Here is a 22,261-nt window from a genome sequence, read left to right on the forward strand (position 1 = left end):
GAGCCGCAAAAGCTCAGCCAACAGCTCGGCCCAGCGCGGCGCGAAAACCGATTGCGGTTTTCGCGCCTGAAAAACAGACACAGCCCCAAGCACAGCCCAGTTCTCTGCCCCGTGTCAGCCTCACTGCGGCTCCGCTTTCGCTCCGCCGCGTTCCCGTCGCCCGCTGGGATTTCATCTCGATTTTGCTCACCGCAAAATGAACGAAATCCCTCTTTAGGCGGGCGGGCGACGGTGTTTCGCATTGTTCTTTATTCCGCGCGCCTGCGCGATTCATCTATATTCGGCTACCGCCGAAATAGCAGAATCGCTTCTTTAGGCGGGGCGCGGTTTAGTTTGAGGGTACTGCGCTCGGGCCGCGCGGGCCCCACGTCCCGTGGACGGGAAATGCTTACGCATTTCAACTACCAGCCTCAGCCCAAATCTCAAGCCCCCTCTACCCCAACTACAAAAACTCCTCTCCCGAAACTTCGCGTCGAAGTTTCGGGAGAGGAGCCTAATCTCAAAAACACGTACTACAAAATACTGAATGCCACGGTCAAACCCGCCATCACAATCGCCACCATACTCATCAGCTTGATCAGAATATTCAGCGACGGCCCGGAAGTATCCTTGAACGGATCTCCCACCGTATCGCCCACCACCGTAGCCTTGTGAGCATCCGAACCCTTGCCGCCGAGATTCCCCTCTTCGATATACTTTTTGGCATTGTCCCACGCACCGCCCGAGTTGGCCATAAAAATCGCCAGCACAAACCCCGCACCCAATCCGCCGACCAACAGCCCCAACACCCCCGCCACACCGAACACGATCCCCGTCACGATCGGAGCCACGATAGCCAGAATCGACGGCAACAGCATCTCCCGCTGCGCCCCTTTGGTCGAAATCGCCACACAGCGTGCATAGTCCGGCGTCGCCTCGCCCGTCAGAATCCCTTTGATTTCACGGAACTGCCGGCGAACCTCCTCAACCATACTCTGCGCCGCCCGCCCCACGGCGTTCATCGTCAACCCACAGAAGACGAAAGCCATCATCGAGCCGATAAAGACCCCGATCAAGACCTTCGGATTCATCAGATTCACCTGATAGTACTCCATAAAGTCAGGCAACGTAGCCGCCTCGACCGGCACCGCATTCCCCAACACCTCGATAGTCTTGACCCCGATATGCTGCAACCCCATCTTGATCTCCTCCAGATACGAAGCCATCAGGGCCAGCGCCGTCAGCGCCGCCGAACCGATCGCAAAGCCCTTGCCCGTCGCCGCAGTGGTGTTTCCCAACGCATCGAGAGCATCCGTCCGTTTCCGTACCTCCGCTCCGAGGCCGCTCATCTCGGCATTCCCGCCGGCATTGTCCGCAATCGGCCCGTAAGCATCCGTCGCCAGCGTGATCCCCAGCGTCGAAAGCATCCCGACCGCCGCAATCCCAATCCCATACAGCCCCAGAGCCAGATTCTGAGCCGTCAGCATATTCGCCACGTCGAACCGAATGGCGCACAGGAAAGCCAGCACGATCGCCACGCAAATCGTAATCACCGGAATCGCCGTCGAAAGCATCCCCAGACCGATCCCCGAGATAATCACCGTCGCCGGCCCCGTTTTCGAACTTTCGGCCACTTTCCGGGTCGGTTTATACGACTGCGAAGTGTAGTATTCCGTCGATTGCCCGATAATGATCCCGGCCACAAGCCCCGCAATCACTGAGAACGAAATCCCGAGCCAGTTTTCCAGCCCCAGCAGATAGAGAATCACGAACGTAGCCACGGCAATCAGCAATGAGCTGGTGTTCACCCCTAAGCCCAAAGCCTTGAGCAAATTTTTCATCGAAGCCCCCTCTTTGGTCCGCACGAGGTAGATCCCGATAATCGACAACAGAATCCCGACAGCGGCAATCAGCATCGGCGCCAGCACGGCCCGCAGCTGCATCTCCGGCGCCAGCGCGAAAGCCGAAGCCCCCAACGCCGCCGTTGCCAGTATCGAGCCGCAGTAGCTTTCATAGAGGTCTGCCCCCATGCCCGCCACGTCGCCGACATTGTCCCCCACATTATCGGCAATCGTAGCCGGATTCCGCGGGTCGTCTTCCGGAATCCCTGCTTCGACTTTGCCCACAAGGTCGGCACCCACATCCGCAGCCTTGGTATAGATCCCGCCCCCCACACGCGCAAACAAGGCCTGAGTCGATGCCCCCATCCCGAAGGTCAGCATCGTGGTGGTAATAATCACGAGTTTCTGAGTGGTGGTGATGTCATTGTAGAACCACTCCAGCACCAGGTACCAGGCGGAGATATCCAGCAGCCCGAGGCCCACCACGACGAGTCCCATCACCGCGCCGGAGCGAAAAGCGACTTTCAGCCCGCGGTTCAGCGACTCGGAAGCTGCCTGCGCTGTCCGGGCAGAAGCATACGTAGCGGTCTTCATCCCGATATACCCGGCCAACCCAGAAAAGAAGCCGCCGGTCAGAAACGCAAACGGCACCCACGGGTTCTGCACGCCGAAGCCATAGGCGAGCACGGCAAAAAAAGCGCACAGTACGAGAAAAACGATGCCGACGATCTTGTACTGCTGTTTCAAATAGGCCATGGCACCTTTCCGCACATGGGCGGCAATGGTCTGCATGGTCTCGCTCCCCTCGCTCTGCCGTTTCATGTGCACGAAAAAGTATCGGGCGAACCCGAGCGCAATCAGCGCCGCTGCCGGTACGAGCCAGAAAATCTGAGGTATGTCTGTATTCATAAGCGGTTGTTTTTGAATGAGCTCTGTTTGGTGTCTGAAAGATAGACATTTTTTTCTTTCGACCGCCTCCTGCTCTCGACTTTTCCTCCTATTTTTGCTCTCTATCAAAAATCAATCGGTTTTTCTGCATCTCGTTCATTGGGTTGGAGGGTACTGTTCTTTTTGGCTTCGCCTTCCTCCTCGCCGCTCGGCAATTCGCAAACTACGTTTGCATTGCCCCCGCTGGCAGCGTCGGTTGTGAACAAAAAGAACCCAAAAAAACTTCAGAGCGCATCCCTACGGGATGCTCTGGCCGGGTCTGCCCGATTGGTTGGGCTGGATTTTCCGGCGGGCGCGCTAATAATGGGCGAGAACCCCACGCGCGCCGCGCCGGAAAATCACAGCCCAACGAACAAGGCGGAGAGAACACGTGGTCGTCCCTGTGGGACGACCTCTGCAAAAGTTCTTTGGGTACCTTTCTTTCAAGAAAGGTACGGTTCCAGCAGGCACAAAGAACAGCGTGCGAGAAATCGATCGTTTTTAATACTGAACGATATGGAGAAGTTGAAAAACGAAGAATTGGGTCGTCCCGCCCCCTCGGACTTCGCCCGGCAACCCAAGATGCCCGTCGTCGTCGTCCTCGACAACGTGCGGAGCGCCGCCAACGTAGGCGCCTTTTTCCGGACAGGCGACGCCTTCGGCATCGAGCGGATCGTACTGTGCGGCATCACCGCCCAGCCCCCCTCCCGCGAGATTCACAAAAGCGCCCTGGGAGCCGAGCTGACCGTCGCCTGGGAATACGCCGCGAACAGCACCGACGCCGTGGAACAGCTGCGCGCCGCAGGATACACCCTGCTGGCCGTGGAACAAGTGCGCGGAGCGACCCTACTGTCGAACTGGAACCCCGCAGAGCAGACCGGAGAGGAGCGTTTCGCCATCGTCTTCGGCAACGAAGTGGAAGGCGTCGGACAGGAAGTGGTCGATCTGTGCGACGGAGCGTTGGAAATTCCGCAGGTCGGCACCAAACACTCGCTGAACGTGGCCGTGAGCGGCGGCATCGTGCTGTGGGAATTCTTCCGACGGTTCGGACGCCGCTGAAACAGCGACATTTTTTCGATCGCATTTAGCCGCAAAACCCTACTTTTGTAAAGCCGTTGAGAAATCGCCTCGGCCCTCGCCTCCTCACTATGGACTACACCCTCTCCCACCTCGTCCGCCTCGCCCGCGACCACCGGTCGGACAGTACGCTGCACGGCCCGGATCGCCGTTTCACCCACATCGTCACCGACAGCCGGAACAGCATCGCCCAACCCGACACCGCCCTGTTCGTCGCCCTCGTCGGGCCCAATCACGACGGACACCGCTATATTCCGGAGCTCTACCGGCGCGGCGTGCGCTCCTTCGTGGTCGAACGGATGCCCGACACGCCGCTCCCCGACGCCTCGTTCGTAGAGGTCGCCGATCCGCTGGCCACTCTGCAACTGCTGGCCGCCGACCACCGGAGCCGATACCGGGGCACCGTCGTCGCCATCACCGGCAGCAACGGCAAAACCGTCGTCAAAGAGTGGATCGCCCAGCTGTGGCCCGAGGCTGCCGGCCGGCTGCTGCGGAGCCCGCGAAGCTACAACTCGCAGTTAGGGGTCGCCTTGTCGCTGCTGATGATCGAAGGGGACGAAGAGTGGGTGGTGATCGAAGCCGGCATCTCCCGTCCCGGCGAGATGGAGCGGTTGGAAGCGATGATCCGACCGCAGATCGGCCTGGTGACCAACATCGGCGAGGCGCACGGCGAAAATTTCGCCTCCGAACAGCAGAAATTGGACGAAAAACTCCGGCTCTTTACCCACGCCGAGACGATTATCTATCCGGCGGACGGCTCGATCGTCCCGGAAACCGTCCGCCGGAGCTGCAACGGAGCGGGCCGGAGAGTGTACGATAACGAATCCGGCCTGAAAGCGATTCGGAACTCCGACGATTTTCCGTTCCACGACGCCGCGTCGCTCCAGAACGCGGCGTTGGTCGGCACGCTCTATCGCGTAATGGAACGGACACACAAGCCTTTCAGCGAATTGCAGCCCGTCGCCATGCGGCTGGAGTTGCGGGAGGGAATCTTGGGCAGTTGGGTGATAAACGACAGCTACAACAGCGACCTGACCTCGCTGGGCATCGCCCTAGACTACCTCGACCAGACGGCAAGCGAGCGAGCGAAAGCGCTGATCCTCTCCGACATCCGACAGGCCGGCAGACCACAGGAAGCGCTCTATGACGAGGTCGCCCGCCGCGTGCGCGAACATCGGATCGACGACTTCGTGGGGATCGGGCCCGAACTCGTCGCTGCGGCCGACCGGTTCATCCCGGCAGCCGGACTCGGGCCCGAACAGGCGCGTTTTTACGCCACGACGGACGATTTTCTGCGCCACACCGACAAAGAGCGTTTCGCCGGAAACGCCATTTTAGTCAAAGGAGGCCGGGCATTCGGTTTCGAGCGCATCTCGCGACTGCTGGAAAAGCGCACGCACACGACCACTTTAGAGGTAAATCTCAACGCCTTATCGGCCAACCTGGCCCATTTCCGCGCCATGCTCCGGCCCGGGACGCGGGTGATGGCGATGGTCAAGGCCTACTCCTACGGAACGGGGTCGGCCGAGATCGCCGCGATGTTACGGCACGAGGGGGTGGACTATCTGGCGGTCGCCTTTGCGGACGAGGGCATCGCCCTGCGCGAGGCGGGGATCCACCTGCCGATCGTGGTGCTCAACTCCGACCCGGGGAGCTTCGCCGTGATGGCCGACTACGGTCTCGAACCGGAAATCTACTCGTTCGCCTCGCTGAAAAGCTATGCCGACGAGGTGCGCAGCCGGGGGATGGCCGCGGCGCCGATCCACCTGAAGATGGACACCGGAATGCACCGGTTGGGATTCGTTCCGGAGGAGATCGCCGAGTTGTGCGCCGTGCTGCGGCAGGAAACAGGCGTGCGCGTGCGTTCGATTTTTTCGCACCTGGCTGCCTCGGAAGACCCGGCGGAAGACGATTTCACCCGTCGGCAAATCGGCCTTTTCACGGAGATGAGCGAGGCGATTATCGAATCGCTGGGCGACCGTTCGATTCTGCGCCACATCTGCAACAGCGCGGGAATCGCCCGCTTTCCGGAGGCCCATTTCGATATGGTGCGACTCGGCGTGGGGCTCTACGGCATCGACGACCCGGCGTTGCAGGTGGCGGCGACGCTCAAGACCCAAATCGTGCAAATCAAAGAGCTTGACGCGGGCGAAACGGTGGGCTACAACCGGCGCGGGGTGGTAACAGCCCGGATGCGCACGGCGACGATTCCGATCGGTTATGCCGACGGCATGGACAGGCGGCTGGGGCGGGGAGCGGGTTCGGTTTCGATTCGCGGGGTGCTGTGTCCGACGGTGGGAAATATCTGTATGGACACCTGTATGGTCGACGTTTCGGGGGTGCCGGAGGCGCGGGTGGGCGACGAGGTGGTTATTTTCGGCGACCGGCCGACGATTCGCGAGGTGGCGCAGGTGCTCGGAACGATCTCTTATGAGGTGCTCACGTCGATATCGGCACGCATCAAGCGGATTTACGTGCGCGAGTAATCGCTCTCTGCGGGCGCCCGGGCTACCGCCATCGGAAAACGGGCGCACTACGGCTTATCGGCAATGGCGAGTACAGCCGGGGTTTCACGGTCAACGGGACTAACGGGGTGTTCTTGGGCTTCTACACACAGTATCTCTATGCGAGCACTTCGGACAACCGCGCTTTCGGTTTTCAGTTGCGGTGCCTCTTGAAATAAACGCTCCCACAGGGCGTTTTACTGCCAGCCTCTACCCCAAGCAACTGGCCGGGTCTACCCTAAATAAATACAAGGCCGCCTCTACCCTGTTTCTTTGGTCTGACTTTACGCGGGACGCCACCACGCCGTTAAATGGGACTTTCCCGTACTACTCGGATGGGGTTGTCGGAGAATCTTACGGTGCAGGGAACTACAAAGCCACCAACGGTCGTCTCTACAAGGTAACGGACGACGGCACCGCGGGAACCCCGCTCGCCTGGTACCCCGCACCGGGCTACCGCTATCCTGCGGATGGCGTGCAGCGTAACGTCGGTAACAGCGGTGACGGCTGGTCATCTACGGTCGGTAGTACCAATGGCGTGTACTTGAGTTTCAACGTGATGTGGATGAATCCCGGCTACACGAACCGCCGTACCCACGGTTTTCAGTTGCGTTGCCACACGGAATCGGAGAGGCGGATTCCGGGTAGAGGCTACCAGTAGAACGCCCTGTGGGCGCGCCCCGGGCTTCCGCGTCAGTGCTTCGGGCGGGCCGGGTGGCGTCGGCCACAGCGGGTTCAGCTATTCGTCGTCGGTCAGCGGCAGCAATGGGGTGTACTTGAGTTTCTACACGCAGCACCTCAATCCCAGCCACGCGGACAACCACGCCTACGCTCTTCAGTTGCGGTGCCTCTCGGAATAAACGGGCCGTGGGCCCGCGGTGGGCAAGGGGTTGGAGCTGCCCCATGTAGCCGAACTTTGTGCAGACGGACGCCCGGGAGGAACGGCAACTCTCGCTGCGTGAGCGGCGTGTTGCGGGCCTCCCGGTGGGAGGCGTCCGGCCCGAGCGGCTCTTTGAGCCGCACGAGCACCGCCTCATCACGGAAAGTTCGCCGCCAGCGGTGAGTGCAACGAGCTCCGACGAGTTGCAGTCCGCCGCGTGGGGTGGCGGCGAACTGCGCGACTCTGCGAGTCGCAGAAGCATTGCCCAAGGCTCGGCCAATGGAACAGCCCAAAGCTCACCCAAAAGCACAGCCCAGTTCTCCGCCCCGTGTCAGCCTCACTGCGGCTCCGCTGTCGCTCCGCCGCGTTTTCGCGCGCCTGGGGAAATTCAGTCAAAACGCACAAGCGCATTTTGACGATTTCCCTTTTAAGGCGTGGCGCGCGTTTGTCCTACACTTACGCCGGGCGGGCGGTGCCTCCCGGCACTCGGAATGGGCAGCCTCGGCCCAACTCTTCGTCCAATTCTTTGTCCGCGCGCTGGCGGAAATCTTATTCAAACGCGAATCACGCGTTTGAATGATTTCCTACTCCAGCAGTCGCGCGCGGGAGAGCTTTGACCCGCCTCGAACTGTTCCTTTTGGCTTCGCCTTCCTCCTCGCCGCTCGGCAATTTGCAAACTGCGTTTGCATTGCACTCGCAGACAGCGTCGGTTGTGAACAAAAGGAACCGAAAAAACTTTAGAGCGCATCCCTGCGGGATGCCCTGGCCGGGTCTACCCGCATGTGCAAAACCGCGGCCGCCTCTACCCCAAATCAGCCGCGACAGTAGCGGTCACAACGGAGATTATCCCCAAAAGCACTTCCCCCGCCGACACAAAAAGTGTAACTTTGTCCACCAAGCCCCCCTGAAACGATGTTTTTAGAACGAATCTCCATCCTGAATTTCAAGAATATCGAGGAAGCCGAACTGGAATTCTCGGCCAATGTGAACTGTCTGGTCGGCGACAACGGCGCAGGAAAAACCAACCTGATCGACGCCGTCTACTACCTCTCGATCAGCAAAAGCTCGGTGGGGCTGACCGACGGACAATCCGTGCGGCACGGCTCGGACTATTTTATGCTCGACGGCCGCTATTCACTTAGTGAAGGAGAGCGGCGGGAGGCGATCGTATGCAGTTTCAAACGCGGCGGAGGAAAAGTCATCAAACGGAACGGCAAAGAATACGACCGGGTGTCGGAACACATCGGCCTGCTGCCGCTCGTGATGGTTTCGCCCGCCGACACCGCCCTGATCCACGAGTCGGGCGACGAACGGAGACGGTTCCTCAACTCGTTTCTCTCCCAGACCGACCGCGAATACCTCACGGCGATCGTCCGTTACAACCACCTGTTGCAGGAGCGCAACCGATTGTTGAAAACAGGCGTGGGGTCGGCTTTCGACGAGATTCTGGAGGTGCTGGACATGCAACTGATCGAGACCGGAACGGCGGTGCACGAGAAACGGGCCGAGATGATCCGGCGGCTGGCTCCGAAAGTGGCAGAGTATTACGGCATTCTCTCGTCGGACAGGGAGGAAGTCACCGTCTCCTACAAATCGGAGCTGACCGAGACACCGTTCGCCGAGCTGCTGACGGCGGCGAGGGAGAAAGACCGGGTGTGCGGCTTCACCAACTGCGGCGTGCACCGCGACGACATAAAATTAGAGATTCTGGGATTCCCGATCCGCAAATACGGCTCGCAGGGCCAGCAGAAATCCATGCTGCTGGCCCTGAAGCTGGCACAATTCGATATGATGCGGGAATTACGAGGGATTCGGCCGATTCTGCTGCTGGACGACGTATTCGACAAACTCGACATGGCGCGGGTCGAAGCGCTGATCGGTATGGTCTCGTCGGATCGTTTCGGCCAGATCTTCATCACCGACAGCAATAAGGTTCGGTTAGAAGGGATTCTGACCCGGCTGACGGAAAACTACAAACTCTTCGGGGTGAACGGCGGACGGTTCACGGAACTGTAACCTCCTCTCTCTTTGTCCAAAAATCCGCCTATTTCGGGAACCGCGGTACCATGCCGAGTCTCGTCATCCCTTCATACCAGCCGTTCCGCCGTTCGGGAATCGTCTTCATAAAAGGCAGAATATCGTCGCCATATGCCCGCCGGGAATAGAAACACAACAGCGACGCCTTCTTCCCGTCGATCACCACCTGCCGATAGTAGTGTAACGCAATCCAGCACACCGTCCCGCCCGTCGCTGACGATAAATTCTAGGATATATTCTCCCGGTTTATCCGGATTTTCCGCCACCAAATACCGGCAGACCTTGTCCGTCTCCCGGCGTCTCCCCAACTCGGCCACTTTCGCCCGGACAGCCGCCTCAGGCGTCCTGTCCCAAAAGATCACGCTGACGGTAAACATCTGCGTGTAGCGTTCGAGCGTCTCGCCTTTGGGCAGGTACTCCTGAAGATAATAAATATCCTGCGGATGGGCGCTCCAGGCGAGATAAAATTTCGTTCCATCGTACTTGATGGGATTGCCTGCATCGAAATAGGCGACAGGCTCTGAAGCGGCCCACCCGGACCGCACCAGAGCCGTCAGCAAGATGCAAAGCCACAAAAAATGTTTCATGGCAGATGGAATTAAATACTTCTATCCTTTTTTTGGAAGCCGTCCCCTAAAACCGAAGCACCGCCACCACCGGCATATGGTCGGAGAGGTACCGCACCCCGTATCCGTCGGGAATCACCTCGTAGGTCACGGGCACGAAACCGCGGAAAAAGATATGGTCGATCACCTCGCCCTCTTCGCCGTGTCCGAATCCGCGATAGGTGACCGGCGGCAGCGAGTCGCCCTGAGGCCGGGCAGCCTGCGAGTTGCGTGCTTCGGCAAACCCCGGAGCATCGACCAACGGAGCGAGCGACGGATCGGAGGTCGGATAGTTGAAATCGCCCATCACAATGGCCGGTATCGAATCGCCGAATCGTTCGATCCGTTCCAGCATCAGTTTCGCGCTTTCGCGTCGCGCTACGGTTCCCACGTGGTCGAAGTGGGTGTTGACCACTATAAATTCCCGACCGGTAGCCCGCTCCTGCAACCGCACCCAGGTGGCGATCCGCACGCAAACGGCATCCCATCCCAAACCGGCCTGCTCGGGCGTTTCGCTCAGCCAGAAGTGGCCGTCCGCCACCGGTACGTACAACGAGTTCCGATAAAATACGGCTGCATACTCTCCGGCCTGAGCTCCGTCGTCGCGTCCCACGCCGACATAGGAGTAATCGGTCAATGCCGAGTCCAAAAAGGCGACCTGCTGCGCCAGCCCCTCCTGAATCCCCATCACGTCGGGCCGGACGGTTTCGACCATCCGCACGACGGCATCGCGCCGGTTGTCCCAATAATCGAGCCCGTCGTCCGGATTGGCATAGCGGATGTTAAAGGTCATCGCCCGCAGGGTCGAAGAGTCGGCTGCTTCTCCGTTTTGTCGGGTCGCGCTGCCGCATGAGACGAATGCGGCGGCTCCCGCAGCAACGAGCAGGGTCAAAAGAATACGTTTCATATTTTGTTAGGTGTTAAACGATTTCGCAGGGTAAAGATAGCGAAATTTCGGTTGGATTCCGGTGGTTCAAGAAGCCGCCCCGGGCTTCCGCGACAGAGCCAATGGCGGGCTGAGTCGCGTCGGCAACGGCGGGTTCAGCTGGTCGTCCGACACGAAAGGCATCGGTGGGATGTATTTGACTTTTGACGTGACGACTCTCGTTCCCAGCCACGTGGACATCCACGGCTACGGTTTTCAGTTGCGTTGCCTCTCGGAATAAACGCGCCCATAGGGCGTTCTACTGGCCGCCTCTACCCTAAAACTACCCCAATACCTGCCAGTCTCTACCCTACTTTAGTTCGATCTTGGCGGCCGAAGCCTGCGGGGCCTAAAACGAGCTTCGCGAGTTGCGGGCCTCCGCGGCCGGAGGCTTCGGCCCGCGCGACCCTTTGGGTCGCAAACGCACAACCTTTTTCTGTCGAGTTCGTCCTCGGCGCCCCCCCCGCGCCGCTAATGCGTCGATCTTGCCGAGGATGGCGATTCCTCACGGAATCGCGCTATTTGTCTTGGTTAAAGCTGTTCGCCGCTAGCGGTGAATGCAACGAGCTCCGACGAGTTGCAGCCCGCCGCCGGGGATGGCGGCGAACTGCGCGGCTCAAAGAGCCGCAGAAACTCGGCCAAATGCCCGGCCAACAGCAGAGCCCAAAGCGCCGCCCAACCCACAGCCGCCTGCTCAGCCCAGCGCGGCGCGAAAACCGTAGCCGGTTTTCGCGCCCGAAGAACAGGCACAGCCCAATTCTCCGCCCCGTGTCAGCCTCACTGCGGCTCCGCTGTCGCTCCGTCGCGTTTTCGCGCACCGGGGGAAATCTTGTCAAAACGTACAAGTGCATTTTGACAATTTCCCTTATTAAGGCGTGGCGCGCGGGTAGAGTTTTTTCGCGCGCCTGCACGATTCAACTATTTCGACGGTGAGCCGAAATAGTTGAATCGCTTCTTTAGGCGGCGGCGCGCGATGGGTTTGAGGGGACTGTTCTTTCTGTGAACAGAAAGAACCAAAGAAACTTTAGACGGATGCTGGCGCATCCTCAAACTGCCGATGACCCCATTCTCTGTTCCGCGCGCTGGCGGAAATCTTATTCAAACGCGAAACACGCGTTTGAATGATTTCCTTCTCCAACAGTCGCGCGCGGTCAAGCTTTCACCCGCCTGAAACTGCCCTGCGCGGGCGGCGTCCGGGTGACCCCGGCGGGACGGAAAATGCTTGCGCATTTCCACTACCAACCTCTACCCCAAACGCACGGCAGCCTCACCCAGCTCCCTATCCGCACGCAAAACGCGAAGGAGTTTTGACCTGCCTAAAACGAGACGCCACGCAATTTGCGGATCAACATGCCGTAATTCGTAATCGGCACCCCGCTACGAACCGCCGCCCGGATCCGAGCCTGCACCATTCGCCGCGTCGCCACACACCCCCCGCACTGCACCGCCAGCGCATAATCAGACAGCGACTCCGGCAGCGGATCGCGACCGCTCACGAACGTAAACTCCAGCGACTCAATCCCCGTATACGCCCGCAACCACCCCGGAATCTTTGTCCGACCGATATCGTCGCAGGTCACCTGATGAGAACAATTCTCGATAACCAACACCCGGTCTCCCGCCTTCAAACCGTCCACCGCCGCCAGCCCCGCCCCGTAGACCGCCGCATCTCCCTTCTGCTCCGCCAGCAATACGCTGAACGACGTCACCTCCGCCTCCGGACACCGCTCCCGCACCAGCGTCGTCACCTCCCGAAACGCCTGACTGTCCGTCACCACCAGCCTCGGAGCATGGAGCCGCAACGCCTCTCCCAACTGTTCCGGCTGCACGACGATCGCCACCGCCCCCAGCTCCAACGCCGCCCGCAACGCCTGTACCTGAGGCAAAATCAACCGTCCCGCCGGCGCTCCCGCGTCGATCGGACAAACCAGAAGAATCACCTCTCCCGCCACAATCGCCCGCTCGCCGAAAAACGGCGGCATCGCATCCGCCTCCCCCGGAATCGCAGCGCAAATCCGCCGAAGCACCTCCTCCGCCGACAAATCCGCGGCACGGGAAGGCAAAAGCAAATACGGCACATCGTTCGCCCGAATCCGATCGAGCAACCGCTGCTCCGCCCCCGACGGACGAGCGTCCGCCAGCAAGACCACCGCCAAATCCACCTCCGAAAGCGTCTGCCACGTCTTCGCCACCCGCAACCGCCCCACTTCCGACCCCTCGTCATCGATCCCCGCCGTATCGACAAAGATCACCGGCCCGTAGCCCGCCACCTCGAAAACCCGTCGCACCGGATCGGTCGTGGTTCCCGCCACGGGCGAAACCACGGCAGCCTGCTGACCGGTAATCCGGTTCAGCAGGCTGCTCTTCCCGACGTTCGTCACGCCGTAAATCCCCACCCGAGGCGCCCGTTCGCCACCGCACGCACGCCGATTCGAATCCTTACTCCCCATTGGCCTGCATCACATTGAGTTTCACGTCGTCCAGCGTAATCTCCGCCCCGCTCAGAATCAACAGCCGCTCGACCGCATTGTGCAACTCGCGGATATTCCCCGTCCACGGCATCCCCACCAAAGCCTCCATCGCCTCCGCCGTAATCGTGCTTTTGGGCTTTCCCTTCTCCGCACAGATGTTCCGGATAAAATGCTCGACCAGCAACGGAATATCCTCCCGTCGATCGACCAGTTTCGGCACGTGGATCAGAATCACGCTCAGCCGGTGGTACAAGTCCTCGCGGAAATTTCCCTTCGCAATCTCCTCAGTCAGGTTCTTGTTGGTCGCCGCAAAGACCCGCGCATCCACGTCGATATCCTTGTCCGATCCGACGCGTGTAATCTTCCGCTCCTGCAACGCCCGCAGTACCTTGGCCTGCGCCGCCAGACTCATATCGCCGATCTCGTCCAGAAAGATCGTCCCGCCGTCCGCCTGTTCGAATTTTCCCTTGCGCTGTTTGATCGCCGAAGTAAACGCCCCCTTCTCATGCCCGAAGAGTTCGCTTTCGATCAGTTCCGACGGAATCGCCGCACAGTTCACCTCGACGAACGGCATGTTCACCCGGTCGCTCTTTTCGTGCAACCACCTGGCTACCAACTCCTTCCCCGTACCGTTCGACCCCGTGATCAAGACCCTCGCATCGGTCGGGGCCACTTTGTCGATCAGGGTTTTCACCCGCTGAATGGCCGGCGACTCGCCCACGATTTCCGCCACTTTATGTATCTTGCGTCGCAAGGTCTTGATCTCCTTGACCTGCGACCCGCGCTCCAGTGCGTTTTTGACCGTCACCAGCATCCGGTTCATATCGACCGGTTTTTCGATATAGTCGAACGCCCCTTTCTTGATACACTCCACCGCCGTGTCGATATTTCCGTGTCCGGAGATCATCACGACCGTCTGATCCGGATGGGTCTCGATCAACTTGTCGAGCAGTTCGATGCCGTCCATCTCGGGCATCTTGATGTCGGAAATCACCAGTTCGAACGGTTCGTCGCACACCATCTTATATCCGGCCGCTCCGTTTTCGGCCGTTTTCACCGTATGTCCCTCCATCTCCAGCAACTCGCCGATGATGTTGCGGATGCTCCGTTCGTCGTCGATAACCAGGATTTTAGCCATATGCAAACCTTTTTTTTCGAATTTCCAAAGTTAAGCATTATATTTGCTTTATTTTCATTCCCGCGGGGAAATAAATTTCCGACCGACTCCCCGTGTTTTTCCGGCGACGGTATCGCCTTGTTTTCAACACACATGAACAGAGAAAAATCGAGACTCCTGCTCTCGGAGTACGGACGCAACGTCCAACGAATGGTGGCCTATCTGAAGACGATCGAGGATCGGGAGCTCCGCAACCGGCAGGCCGAGGTGGTGGTGGCGGTGATGGGGAACGTCAATCCGGCGCAGCGGGACAGCGAGGGTTTTCAGCACATGTTGTGGGATCATCTGTTCATGATCGCGGATTTCGACCTGGATGTGGATGCACCGTATCCGAAACCGACGCCGGCGATGTTCGCGCCGCATCCGAAACGGATGAGCTCGTCGCAGAGCTATATCGCCCAGAAACAGTACGGGGCGAATGTCCGGCGGATGGTGGAGACGCTGGCCGGCGAGCCGCAGTCGGAGGAGCGGGATGCGGCGGCGGCGAGTGTGGCGAAGTATATGAAACAGAAGTCGTTCGAATACAACAAAGAGTTTCCTTCGAACGAAGGGGTGATCGGCGACATCCGGCTGATGTCGCGGGGGCGGATCGTGTTGGAGAGCGACACGCTGGATCACACGCGGATCGATACGTCGAGCGTGCGGAGCGCGAGCGGCAACCGGATGAACAAAACCAACCGGAATAGCGGAACGAATACTCCGGGGGCGATGAGCGCGGGGACGGGAACGGGCAATAATACGGGTAACGGGGCGGCGGCTCCGCGGAAATATGTCCGGCGGAATCCGGGAACGGGGGGGAACAATACCGGCGGGACGAACAATCGGGCATAATCTCCAACTTTATTATACGCAAGAGGCGTTCCTTCTACGGGAACGCCTCTTCGTTTTTATATCGTATGATACACCCGCCTTACCGCTCCTCCATCCACTGCACCTCGACCGGTTTTTTGTCGATATAATTCGGGAACGCGAATTTCGGCATCCCGAGCGCCATCCCGGCATAGACTTTCCGTCCTTTCTCCACCCCCAACAGCTGTGCGAATCCCCCTTTTCGGTCCTGCTTCATCGCCGAGAGGACGAATCCGGTATAGATCTGGCTCACTCCCAAGCTCTCGGCCATCAGCGACCCGTTTTCATAGGCCAAATTAGTATCTGTCGCTCCGAAACGCGAATCGGCGGGGGCACAAATAAAAACGACAGCCTGCGCGTCCCGCAAGACGAGGTCTTCGCCTCGCCCCCACGCTTCGATCAGTCGCCGGAAAGCGGGCAAATAGGCGTACACCTGCGGCACCACTCGCCGCAACAGGGGACGCAACACCGGGTTCTCCAATTTTCGCCGCACGCCGTCGAACGTGTCGAGAGTCAGTTGGATGATCTGTTTCAACTTCTCGGGGTCGGTCACGACGATGAACGAGACCTCTTGTCGGTTGCTGGCGGTCGGCGCCCGGTGAGCGGCCTCCACAATCTGTTCCAACAGGTCGCGCGGCACAGGACGGTCGGTCAGCGCGCGGTTCGAGCGCCGTGCCCGACAGAGCTCCAGCACTTGCTCTGCCGTGGGCAGGGCGTTCCGGTCGACGGGGTGCACTTTTTCGGCGGGAAACTCCGTATGGGTCACGGCCCCGGTCGGACAAGCGGCTACGCAATGCCCGCACACGATACAGGTTTCAGGCCGTTCGATCCCGACAGGGGCTTTCGGTTCGGCCTGCGTAAAAATCCGCGACGGGCAGACCGCGACGCAGCGCCCGCACCGGATACAGGTGGACGAATGGATATCTAAGGTAAAATTCATGCGGATGGTTTTTCGTACGTTTTCGGCAAAGATAGCGAATCCGGACAGATGTTCCGCTCGCCTGGTACCCCGCCCCGGGCTACCGCCATCGGGATACGGGCGCGCCGAGCCGCGTCGGCAGCAACGGGTACAGTTGGGCTTCCACGTTTGGGGGTACCAATGGCATGCACTTGAATTTCAGTGTGACGTGGCTCTATCCCAGCGATTCGTATTACCGCGCTCACGGTTTTCAGTTGCGTTGCCTCTCGGAATAAACGGGGGCACAATGTCTTTTAATGGCAGCCTCGGCCCTATTTTGAGCTGAATCCTGCGGTTCGCAGAACCGCCCGGGCCGAACGCTTCCCCGCGGGAGGGACGCACAGCGTCTTTTAATGGCAGCCTCTACCCCAGGACAGCACCTCCCGGGCGTACGACCCTCAAAAGCACTTTCCTCATTCACCGCCCTGTCTGTCAGGTTCGGCCTGTCGCCCATCCCCCCGAAGCCGCTACGCGGCTCGGGCGACGAGGACGGCGACCCTTTAGGATCGCAAGAGCAACAACACATTCACCGCCCCATTCTCAGAAATTCGTCCTCGGCGCGCCCCCCACGCGCCGCTGATGCGTCGCTGCGCCCGAGGACGGCGATTCTGCGAATCGCGCTACTCGCTCTCGGACCAAATTCCAGCCCAAAGCTCGTCCCCATGCTCAGCCCAACGCGGCAGGAAAACCGGCTACGGTTTTCCCGCCTGAAGAACAAGCATAGCCCAAAGCTCGCCCCAGTTCTCCGCCCCGTGTCCGCCTCACTGCGGCTCCGCTTGCGCTCCGCCGCATTTCTTCGTCGCCCGCTGGGATTTCATCTCTATTTTGCTCACCGCAAAATGAGCGAAATCCCTCTTTAGGCGGCGGCGCGCATCTTTGGCTACGAGAGGGTACTGTTCTTTCTGTGAACAGAAAGAACCAAAGAAACTTTAGAGCGCATCCCTGCGGGATGCTTTGGCTGGGTCTACCCGCATGTACAAGGCTGCGGCAGCCTCTACCCCCGTTCTTCGTCCACTCAAAATATAGCACCTCATTCCAAACCCATTTCCACAATAAACACAAAAAAACGCCGCTGATCGTTTTTCAACAATCAGCAGCGCTCTCTATCATCGACCGGCTCCGAACCGACCGGAAAATCAAGCTAAAAAACTATTTATTAGCGTTCCGTTTATCGTAGTGTTTCTGATACCGGCTCATGAACTTATCGACACGTCCTGCGGTATCCACCAGCGTCTGCTTCCCGGTATAGAACGGGTGCGACGCGCTGGAGATTTCCATCTTGTAGACGGGATAGGTTTCGCCGTCGATCTCGATCGTCTCTTTCGTATTCACGGCGGACCGGCACAAAAAGACCTGATCGTTGGACATATCCTTGAATGCCACGATACGATACCCTTCCGGGTGCAATCCTTCTTTCATTGTGCGTATTGTTTAACGTTAGGTTGATGTGCTGTTTTTCGCTTTCGCGGGGCAAAGATAGGATTTATTATCGGGAACTGCAAATCCGATCAATCGAGCCGTTTGACGCCTTTGCCGGTCATCCGCCCCGCACCCGTGTAGCGGAATGAGCCCATCGTGCTGACCTGCGCCGTCCCGTTTCCGGTCACGCAAGCTTTGACCTGCCCCATTCCGGTCACTTCGGCGGTGACGTGTTCGGTTTCGAGCCGTTCCAAATCGGCTGACGAAGTACCGCCCACGTTCCAATCGGCTTCGGCAGCCGAACCTGACAACACCACGCCCGACACGCCTGTCATCCGAAGCGTCATCTCCGCAGTCCGCAATTCGCCTCTCACCTTCGCCGTTCCGCTGGTTTCGATCGTCGTGCGCCCTGTCGCCGAGAGTTTCACATCGCTCAGATCCGACGTCCCCGAGGCTTCGATGTCGATCTCGCCGGCCGAACAGCTGAGCAGATTGACCGAAGCGTTTCCGGAAGTCATCAGCCGCAGTTTACCCGAGCTGGAGCACCGCCCGGTTCCGACGACCGTAGAGGCTCCCGTAACGTTCAGGTAGGCGAGTTCCGAAACGGTCACCCAGGCTTGGGGTTTCTTTTTGCTTCCGGTGAAGTATTTAGTCATGTCGTCCTTGAAGGCCAGCCGGACGAATCCGTCTTCGGTATATTCAAAGACCAATTTGTCTTCCAGTTCTCGCAGAATTTCGACTTTAGCTCCCACTTGCTTCGAAGCGCCGTCGGCTTGCTGTAGCTGTAGGTCGAACGCTCCGGCGATAATCACGCCCCGGATCGGTTTGTCGGCGTATTTTTCGACCACCACGCTCTCTTGTGCTTCCGCGCACCGAGGCACAAAGGCTAACCATCCGCACAACAGACAAACCAGACTTCCGAAGGAGGAAAATAACTTTTTCATGAATGATCGGTTTTTATTCGATTTTACTTTAATTCCTATTTTTCACCAATCCCGCCCCGGGCTACCGCGATGCGGGCGGCAATGGGCGTTTGGGCGATCTGATGCATGTCGGCAACAACGGATTCAGCTATTCATCGTCGGTGAGCGGCATCAAGGGGGTGTATTTGGGGTTCGGCACGGGGAGTCTCAATTCCGACGGTGCGGACTGCCGTGCCTACAGTTTTCAGTTGCGTTGCCTCTCGGAATAAACGCCGCGTACCCGCGGTGGGCAAGGGGCTGGAGTTACCCTAATTAAGTGACTCTACCCTATTTCAATTTGACTTTGCGGACGGACGCCCCGAAGGGTCGCAGGAGCTCGGCCCCATTCGTTTCTTATTTAAGCTGTTCACGCCAGCGGGGGCAAAACGAGCATCGCGAAGTGGCGGCCCTAAGCTCGGCCCAAATCTTGCGGGTTCGTCCTCGGCGCGCCCCCCACGCGCCGCTAAAGCGTCGCTGCGCCCGAGGACGGCGATTCTGCGAATCGCGCTACTCGCTCTTGGCCCAAAACCCGGCCAAAAGCAAAGCCCAACGCTCGTCCCAGTTCTCCGCCCCGTGTGTGCCTCACTGCGGCTCCGCTTTCGCTCCGCCACTTTGCCGTCGCCCGCGGCAATTCTTGCCGGATTGGCCGAGTGCCAACCGGCAGAATATGCCATCTTAAGCGGGCGGGCGACAGAGCTTTGCGCGGAATCGAACTTTTTCGCGCGCCTGCGCGATTCATTCTATTTCGGCTCACTGCCGAAAAGATTGAATCGCTTCTTCAGGCGTGGCGCGCGTCTGTTCGACAAGAGGGTACTGCGCTCGGGCCGCGCGGGCCCCACGTCCCGTGGACGGGAAATGCTTACGCATTTCCACTGCCAACCTCTACCTCCGTTCTCTGTCCGCGCGCTGGCGGAAATCTTATTCAAAAGCGAAACACGCGTTTGAATGATTTCCTTATCCAGCAGTCGCGCGCGAGTGAGCTTTGACCCGCCTGAAACTGCCCTCAGGCCGGACAGGCCGCCCTTACGCCGGGCAGGCGCGCCCACAGGGCGTTTTACTGGCAGCCTCTACCCCAACAACGCACTGCAATACCCAAACCGCCGCATTCACTCCGCACGACCGGAACAGGCCCGAACGAGACGCACCGTCTCGACCGCCTCGCGCACATCGTGCACCCGCAAAATCGCAGCGCCCTGGCGCAACGCCTCGGCGTTCAGCACCGACGTCCCGTTCAACGCTTCGTCCGGAGTAACCCCCAGCGTGCGCCATATCAGACTCTTACGGGACAAACCCGCCAAAATCGGCAACCCGAAGACCGAAAGTTCATTCATCCGCCTCAACAACTCGAAATTCTGCGACACACTCTTCGCAAAGCCGAAACCCGGATCCAAAATCAAATCCACGATCCCCGCCTCCCGGCTCTGCGCGACCTTCTGCAAGAAATAACGCAACACCGCTCCCAAAACACCGCCGCCTTCCGCCGGATAGTCGGTCTGTGACGTCATCGTCTGCGGCGTCCCGCGCATGTGCATGGCGATATAAGGCAACCTCAACTCCCCGACCGTTCGCAGCATCTGCGGATCGAGCTCGCCCGCCGAAATGTCGTTCACCACGAACGCCCCGTAACGGTCATAAAGCCGCCGAACCACCCCCGACCGAAACGTATCGACCGACAACGGGAAATCCGCTCCGGCCACCTCGCGCACCAAGCGCAAAGCATGATCCAACCGGGCGAACTCCTCTGATTCCGGCACATCATCGGCTCCCGGACGCGACGAATAGCCGCCCACATCCAACATGTCTGCCCCTTCGTCCAAAGCCTGTTCGACCGCCCGGGCGATTTCATCGTCGCTCTGCCGCCGACTGCCCTCGAAAAACGAATCCGGCGTGGCATTCACGATTCCCATCACCCGCGGCCTTTCCTGGCCGACCGACCACAGCCGACCGCCTATATCGATCTCCATCGCGTTTCTGCACAGAGGGATCAAAATACGACCGGAGCCGAAGCGAACGTCCCCATCTGGAAAATCGGAATCCGCTCCCGCGCCAACTCATCCGTGCCGTCGACCAGCTTGACGATCTGCACCGCCGGAATCCGGTACGGCAGATTCGCTCCGCCCTTCTTCGCACTCCCGACAGTTCCGCGCGAAGCACTTCCGGTCTCTCCGGCCCCTTCGGCCGTCATCTCGATCACCAGCGGCCGACCCGACAGATCGCTGTCGGGCACCAGCCCTTTGGTCGGCGAGAAACGACACACGATCGAGGTACCTTTTTCCGACGGCAAAACCGAGTAGGTGCGCACAATCCGCTGGGTATAACGTTTCCCGATGAACAACGAGAGGTATTCGGCCTCCAGGCGGTCGATCTCTTTCAGCGCAGCCGGCAGTCCGGCTCCGAAGACATGTTCGCCCATCTCGCCGGTCACCAGGTCGAACCGCCGTTTCCGCAGGGTGAAAATCGCGTTCGCCGCATCGGCCGCCAGCTGTTCGGTGCTCTTCTCCACCATCGAAGTCCGGTTCACGGGCAGCTCGCCGAAGCTCTCGCCGTCGGCCAAGCCGTTCTGTTCGACGGTCGCGCCGTACAACGGCTGAAGACTCACGTCCGTAAACGGGTTGTTGTTCCCCATGGCGGCGTCCTGAAACTTCGCATCGGCCACCAACGGCTGCCGGGACTGCGGAACGGAGAGCCAGTGGAATACCCGGCTGCGGGCATCGACGGAACGATCCAGGGCATAGGTCTGTGCGGGATCGGGTTCTTCGTGGTAACCCAACGAGGCATCCAATATCCGATAGTTCTGTTTATCGTTCATCGCGGCGCCCGAAATGCCGAGATACTGGGCGGCGTACTTGGCATAGGTTCCGCGCAGGATCACTTCGCGTTCGACCACGACGGTAGCGGTCACCACCGTCCGCGGCAGGGTGTAACCATCGACAGCGGCGGCTCCCTTGCCTTGCGGGAATGCGCTCACCTGAGCTGTCGCGGGAAGGGCCAGCAGTGCGAGGGAGCTGTACACGACAGCCGAAACTGCCCGATAAAAAGTCTTGCTTTTCATATTGTTTTCGATTTATATCGTTTTTTCCGAAAGGATTGTCGGTCAAAAATAGCTTTTTTTTCGGAACGATGCGCCGGAGAAGACAATATATCTCTGCCTCAGCGAGACAGGAGCGTTAGGAAGAGGCTTGCCCCGGGCTACCGCTATCATACTTCGGGGATAGCGGTGGTCATAGGCGATAGTGGGTTCGGCTGGTCTTCCACGATCGGCATCAACGGTTTGGCTTTGAATTTCCATTCGCAGTCTCTCAATGCCAGCCACTCGGGCTACCGTACCTACGGTTTTCAGTTGCGCTGCCTCTCGGAATAAACGGGGCAGGTGCTGTGTCGTTTTAATGGCAACTTCGTTTGGAAACTGTCTCCTGCGGCTCATAGAGCCGCGCGGGCCGGACGCCTCCCCTCGGGAGGCCCGCAAACTCACTACGTTCGTTGCGTTCCACCCGGGCGTCCGACCCGAATCAATTCCTCCCTAATAAACCACTCCAATTCTGTCGGGTGCGGGCTGCGCGCTCCGGGGGTGGGCCGAAGGCCCAGCGCGCAGGCCCGGCGACCTAAAGGTCGCACAAGCACCGCCCAAATCCAAGCCCCATGCTCGGCCT

Annotated in this window: 18 protein-coding genes; 8 read left to right on the forward strand and 10 right to left on the reverse strand. The window is 59.4% G+C overall.

Annotation, left to right across the window (positions count from 1 at the left end; translation table 11 throughout):
* Positions 1 to 512 precede the first annotated feature (512 nt).
* Complete coding sequence (locus tag ACTO3O_RS08435; protein WP_297831242.1) at positions 513 to 2,729, reverse strand: sodium-translocating pyrophosphatase; 2,217 nt, start codon at positions 2,727 to 2,729, stop codon at positions 513 to 515.
* A gap of 534 nt (positions 2,730 to 3,263) precedes the next feature.
* Between ACTO3O_RS08435 and ACTO3O_RS08440 the strand changes: the two genes are divergently transcribed.
* The 4 genes from ACTO3O_RS08440 to recF all read left to right on the forward strand — a co-directional run bounded on the left by ACTO3O_RS08440 (position 3,264) and on the right by recF (position 9,224).
* Positions 3,264 to 3,806, forward strand: coding sequence for an RNA methyltransferase (locus ACTO3O_RS08440; RefSeq protein ID WP_297832662.1), 543 nt, complete (start codon positions 3,264 to 3,266; stop codon positions 3,804 to 3,806).
* Between the two features lie 89 nt (positions 3,807 to 3,895).
* Positions 3,896 to 6,310, forward strand: a complete 2,415-nt coding sequence (locus tag ACTO3O_RS08445; protein WP_297832660.1) for a bifunctional UDP-N-acetylmuramoyl-tripeptide:D-alanyl-D-alanine ligase/alanine racemase — start codon at positions 3,896 to 3,898, stop codon at positions 6,308 to 6,310.
* Between the two features lie 181 nt (positions 6,311 to 6,491).
* Positions 6,492 to 6,989, forward strand: a complete 498-nt coding sequence (locus ACTO3O_RS08450; RefSeq protein ID WP_297832658.1) for a hypothetical protein — start codon at positions 6,492 to 6,494, stop codon at positions 6,987 to 6,989.
* Positions 6,990 to 8,120: 1,131 nt separating this feature from the next.
* Entirely contained in the window at positions 8,121 to 9,224 is a 1,104-nt protein-coding gene (recF, locus tag ACTO3O_RS08455; RefSeq protein WP_297831897.1) for a DNA replication/repair protein RecF, read from the forward strand.
* Positions 9,225 to 9,295: 71 nt separating this feature from the next.
* Here recF and ACTO3O_RS08460 read toward each other — a convergent pair whose 3' ends face one another.
* Together ACTO3O_RS08460 and ACTO3O_RS08465 are read right to left on the reverse strand one after the other, a co-directional pair.
* Positions 9,296 to 9,832 carry a hypothetical protein gene (locus ACTO3O_RS08460; protein ID WP_297831893.1) on the reverse strand — a complete coding sequence of 179 codons (537 nt, stop codon included), beginning with the start codon at positions 9,830 to 9,832 and terminating at the stop codon, positions 9,296 to 9,298.
* A gap of 46 nt (positions 9,833 to 9,878) precedes the next feature.
* On the reverse strand, positions 9,879 to 10,757 hold the full coding sequence (locus ACTO3O_RS08465; protein ID WP_297831891.1) for an endonuclease/exonuclease/phosphatase family protein: 879 nt from the start codon (positions 10,755 to 10,757) through the stop codon (positions 9,879 to 9,881).
* Positions 10,758 to 10,818: 61 nt separating this feature from the next.
* Between ACTO3O_RS08465 and ACTO3O_RS08470 the strand changes: the two genes are divergently transcribed.
* Positions 10,819 to 11,016, forward strand: coding sequence for a hypothetical protein (locus ACTO3O_RS08470; RefSeq protein WP_297831888.1), 198 nt, complete (start codon positions 10,819 to 10,821; stop codon positions 11,014 to 11,016).
* A gap of 1,075 nt (positions 11,017 to 12,091) precedes the next feature.
* Here ACTO3O_RS08470 and ACTO3O_RS08475 read toward each other — a convergent pair.
* Together ACTO3O_RS08475 and ACTO3O_RS08480 are read right to left on the reverse strand one after the other, a co-directional pair.
* Positions 12,092 to 13,225: a GTPase gene (locus ACTO3O_RS08475; RefSeq protein ID WP_297831885.1), complete on the reverse strand. Its 1,134-nt coding sequence runs from the start codon at positions 13,223 to 13,225 to the stop codon at positions 12,092 to 12,094.
* The gene (locus ACTO3O_RS08480; RefSeq protein ID WP_297831882.1) at positions 13,215 to 14,384 is read right to left on the reverse strand and encodes a sigma-54-dependent transcriptional regulator; all 1,170 of its coding nucleotides are present in this window, start codon (positions 14,382 to 14,384) and stop codon (positions 13,215 to 13,217) included. The genes ACTO3O_RS08475 and ACTO3O_RS08480 overlap by 11 nt, the downstream gene beginning before the upstream one ends.
* Before the next feature lie 132 nt (positions 14,385 to 14,516).
* Here ACTO3O_RS08480 and ACTO3O_RS08485 point away from each other — a divergent pair, with 132 nt between their 5' ends.
* Positions 14,517 to 15,254: a DUF4290 domain-containing protein gene (locus ACTO3O_RS08485; protein ID WP_297831878.1), complete on the forward strand. Its 738-nt coding sequence runs from the start codon at positions 14,517 to 14,519 to the stop codon at positions 15,252 to 15,254.
* A gap of 79 nt (positions 15,255 to 15,333) precedes the next feature.
* Here ACTO3O_RS08485 and ACTO3O_RS08490 read toward each other — a convergent pair whose 3' ends face one another.
* The 3 genes from ACTO3O_RS08490 to ACTO3O_RS08500 form a co-directional block, all read right to left on the reverse strand.
* On the reverse strand, positions 15,334 to 16,212 hold the full coding sequence (locus ACTO3O_RS08490) for a nitroreductase family protein (protein ID WP_297831875.1): 879 nt from the start codon (positions 16,210 to 16,212) through the stop codon (positions 15,334 to 15,336).
* Between the two features lie 1,167 nt (positions 16,213 to 17,379).
* Positions 17,380 to 17,649, reverse strand: coding sequence for a type B 50S ribosomal protein L31 (locus tag ACTO3O_RS08495; RefSeq protein WP_294594470.1), 270 nt, complete (start codon positions 17,647 to 17,649; stop codon positions 17,380 to 17,382).
* A gap of 89 nt (positions 17,650 to 17,738) precedes the next feature.
* Positions 17,739 to 18,593 (reverse strand): GIN domain-containing protein, encoded by an 855-nt coding sequence (locus tag ACTO3O_RS08500; RefSeq protein ID WP_297832924.1) that lies wholly within the window; start codon positions 18,591 to 18,593, stop codon positions 17,739 to 17,741.
* Between the two features lie 101 nt (positions 18,594 to 18,694).
* Here ACTO3O_RS08500 and ACTO3O_RS08505 point away from each other — a divergent pair, with 101 nt between their 5' ends.
* Entirely contained in the window at positions 18,695 to 18,841 is a 147-nt protein-coding gene (locus tag ACTO3O_RS08505; RefSeq protein WP_298080728.1) for a hypothetical protein, read from the forward strand.
* Between the two features lie 876 nt (positions 18,842 to 19,717).
* Here ACTO3O_RS08505 and folP read toward each other — a convergent pair.
* Together folP and ACTO3O_RS08515 are read right to left on the reverse strand one after the other, a co-directional pair.
* Complete coding sequence (folP, locus tag ACTO3O_RS08510) at positions 19,718 to 20,575, reverse strand: dihydropteroate synthase (protein WP_297832864.1); 858 nt, start codon at positions 20,573 to 20,575, stop codon at positions 19,718 to 19,720.
* A 20-nt stretch (positions 20,576 to 20,595) separates the two neighbouring features.
* Positions 20,596 to 21,663: a DUF4831 family protein gene (locus ACTO3O_RS08515; RefSeq protein WP_297832861.1), complete on the reverse strand. Its 1,068-nt coding sequence runs from the start codon at positions 21,661 to 21,663 to the stop codon at positions 20,596 to 20,598.
* Between the two features lie 165 nt (positions 21,664 to 21,828).
* Between ACTO3O_RS08515 and ACTO3O_RS08520 the strand changes: the two genes are divergently transcribed.
* Positions 21,829 to 21,972, forward strand: coding sequence for a hypothetical protein (locus ACTO3O_RS08520; RefSeq protein ID WP_297832859.1), 144 nt, complete (start codon positions 21,829 to 21,831; stop codon positions 21,970 to 21,972).
* The last annotated feature ends 289 nt before the right edge of the window (positions 21,973 to 22,261 follow it).

This window comes from Rikenella sp. (assembly GCF_056799795.1).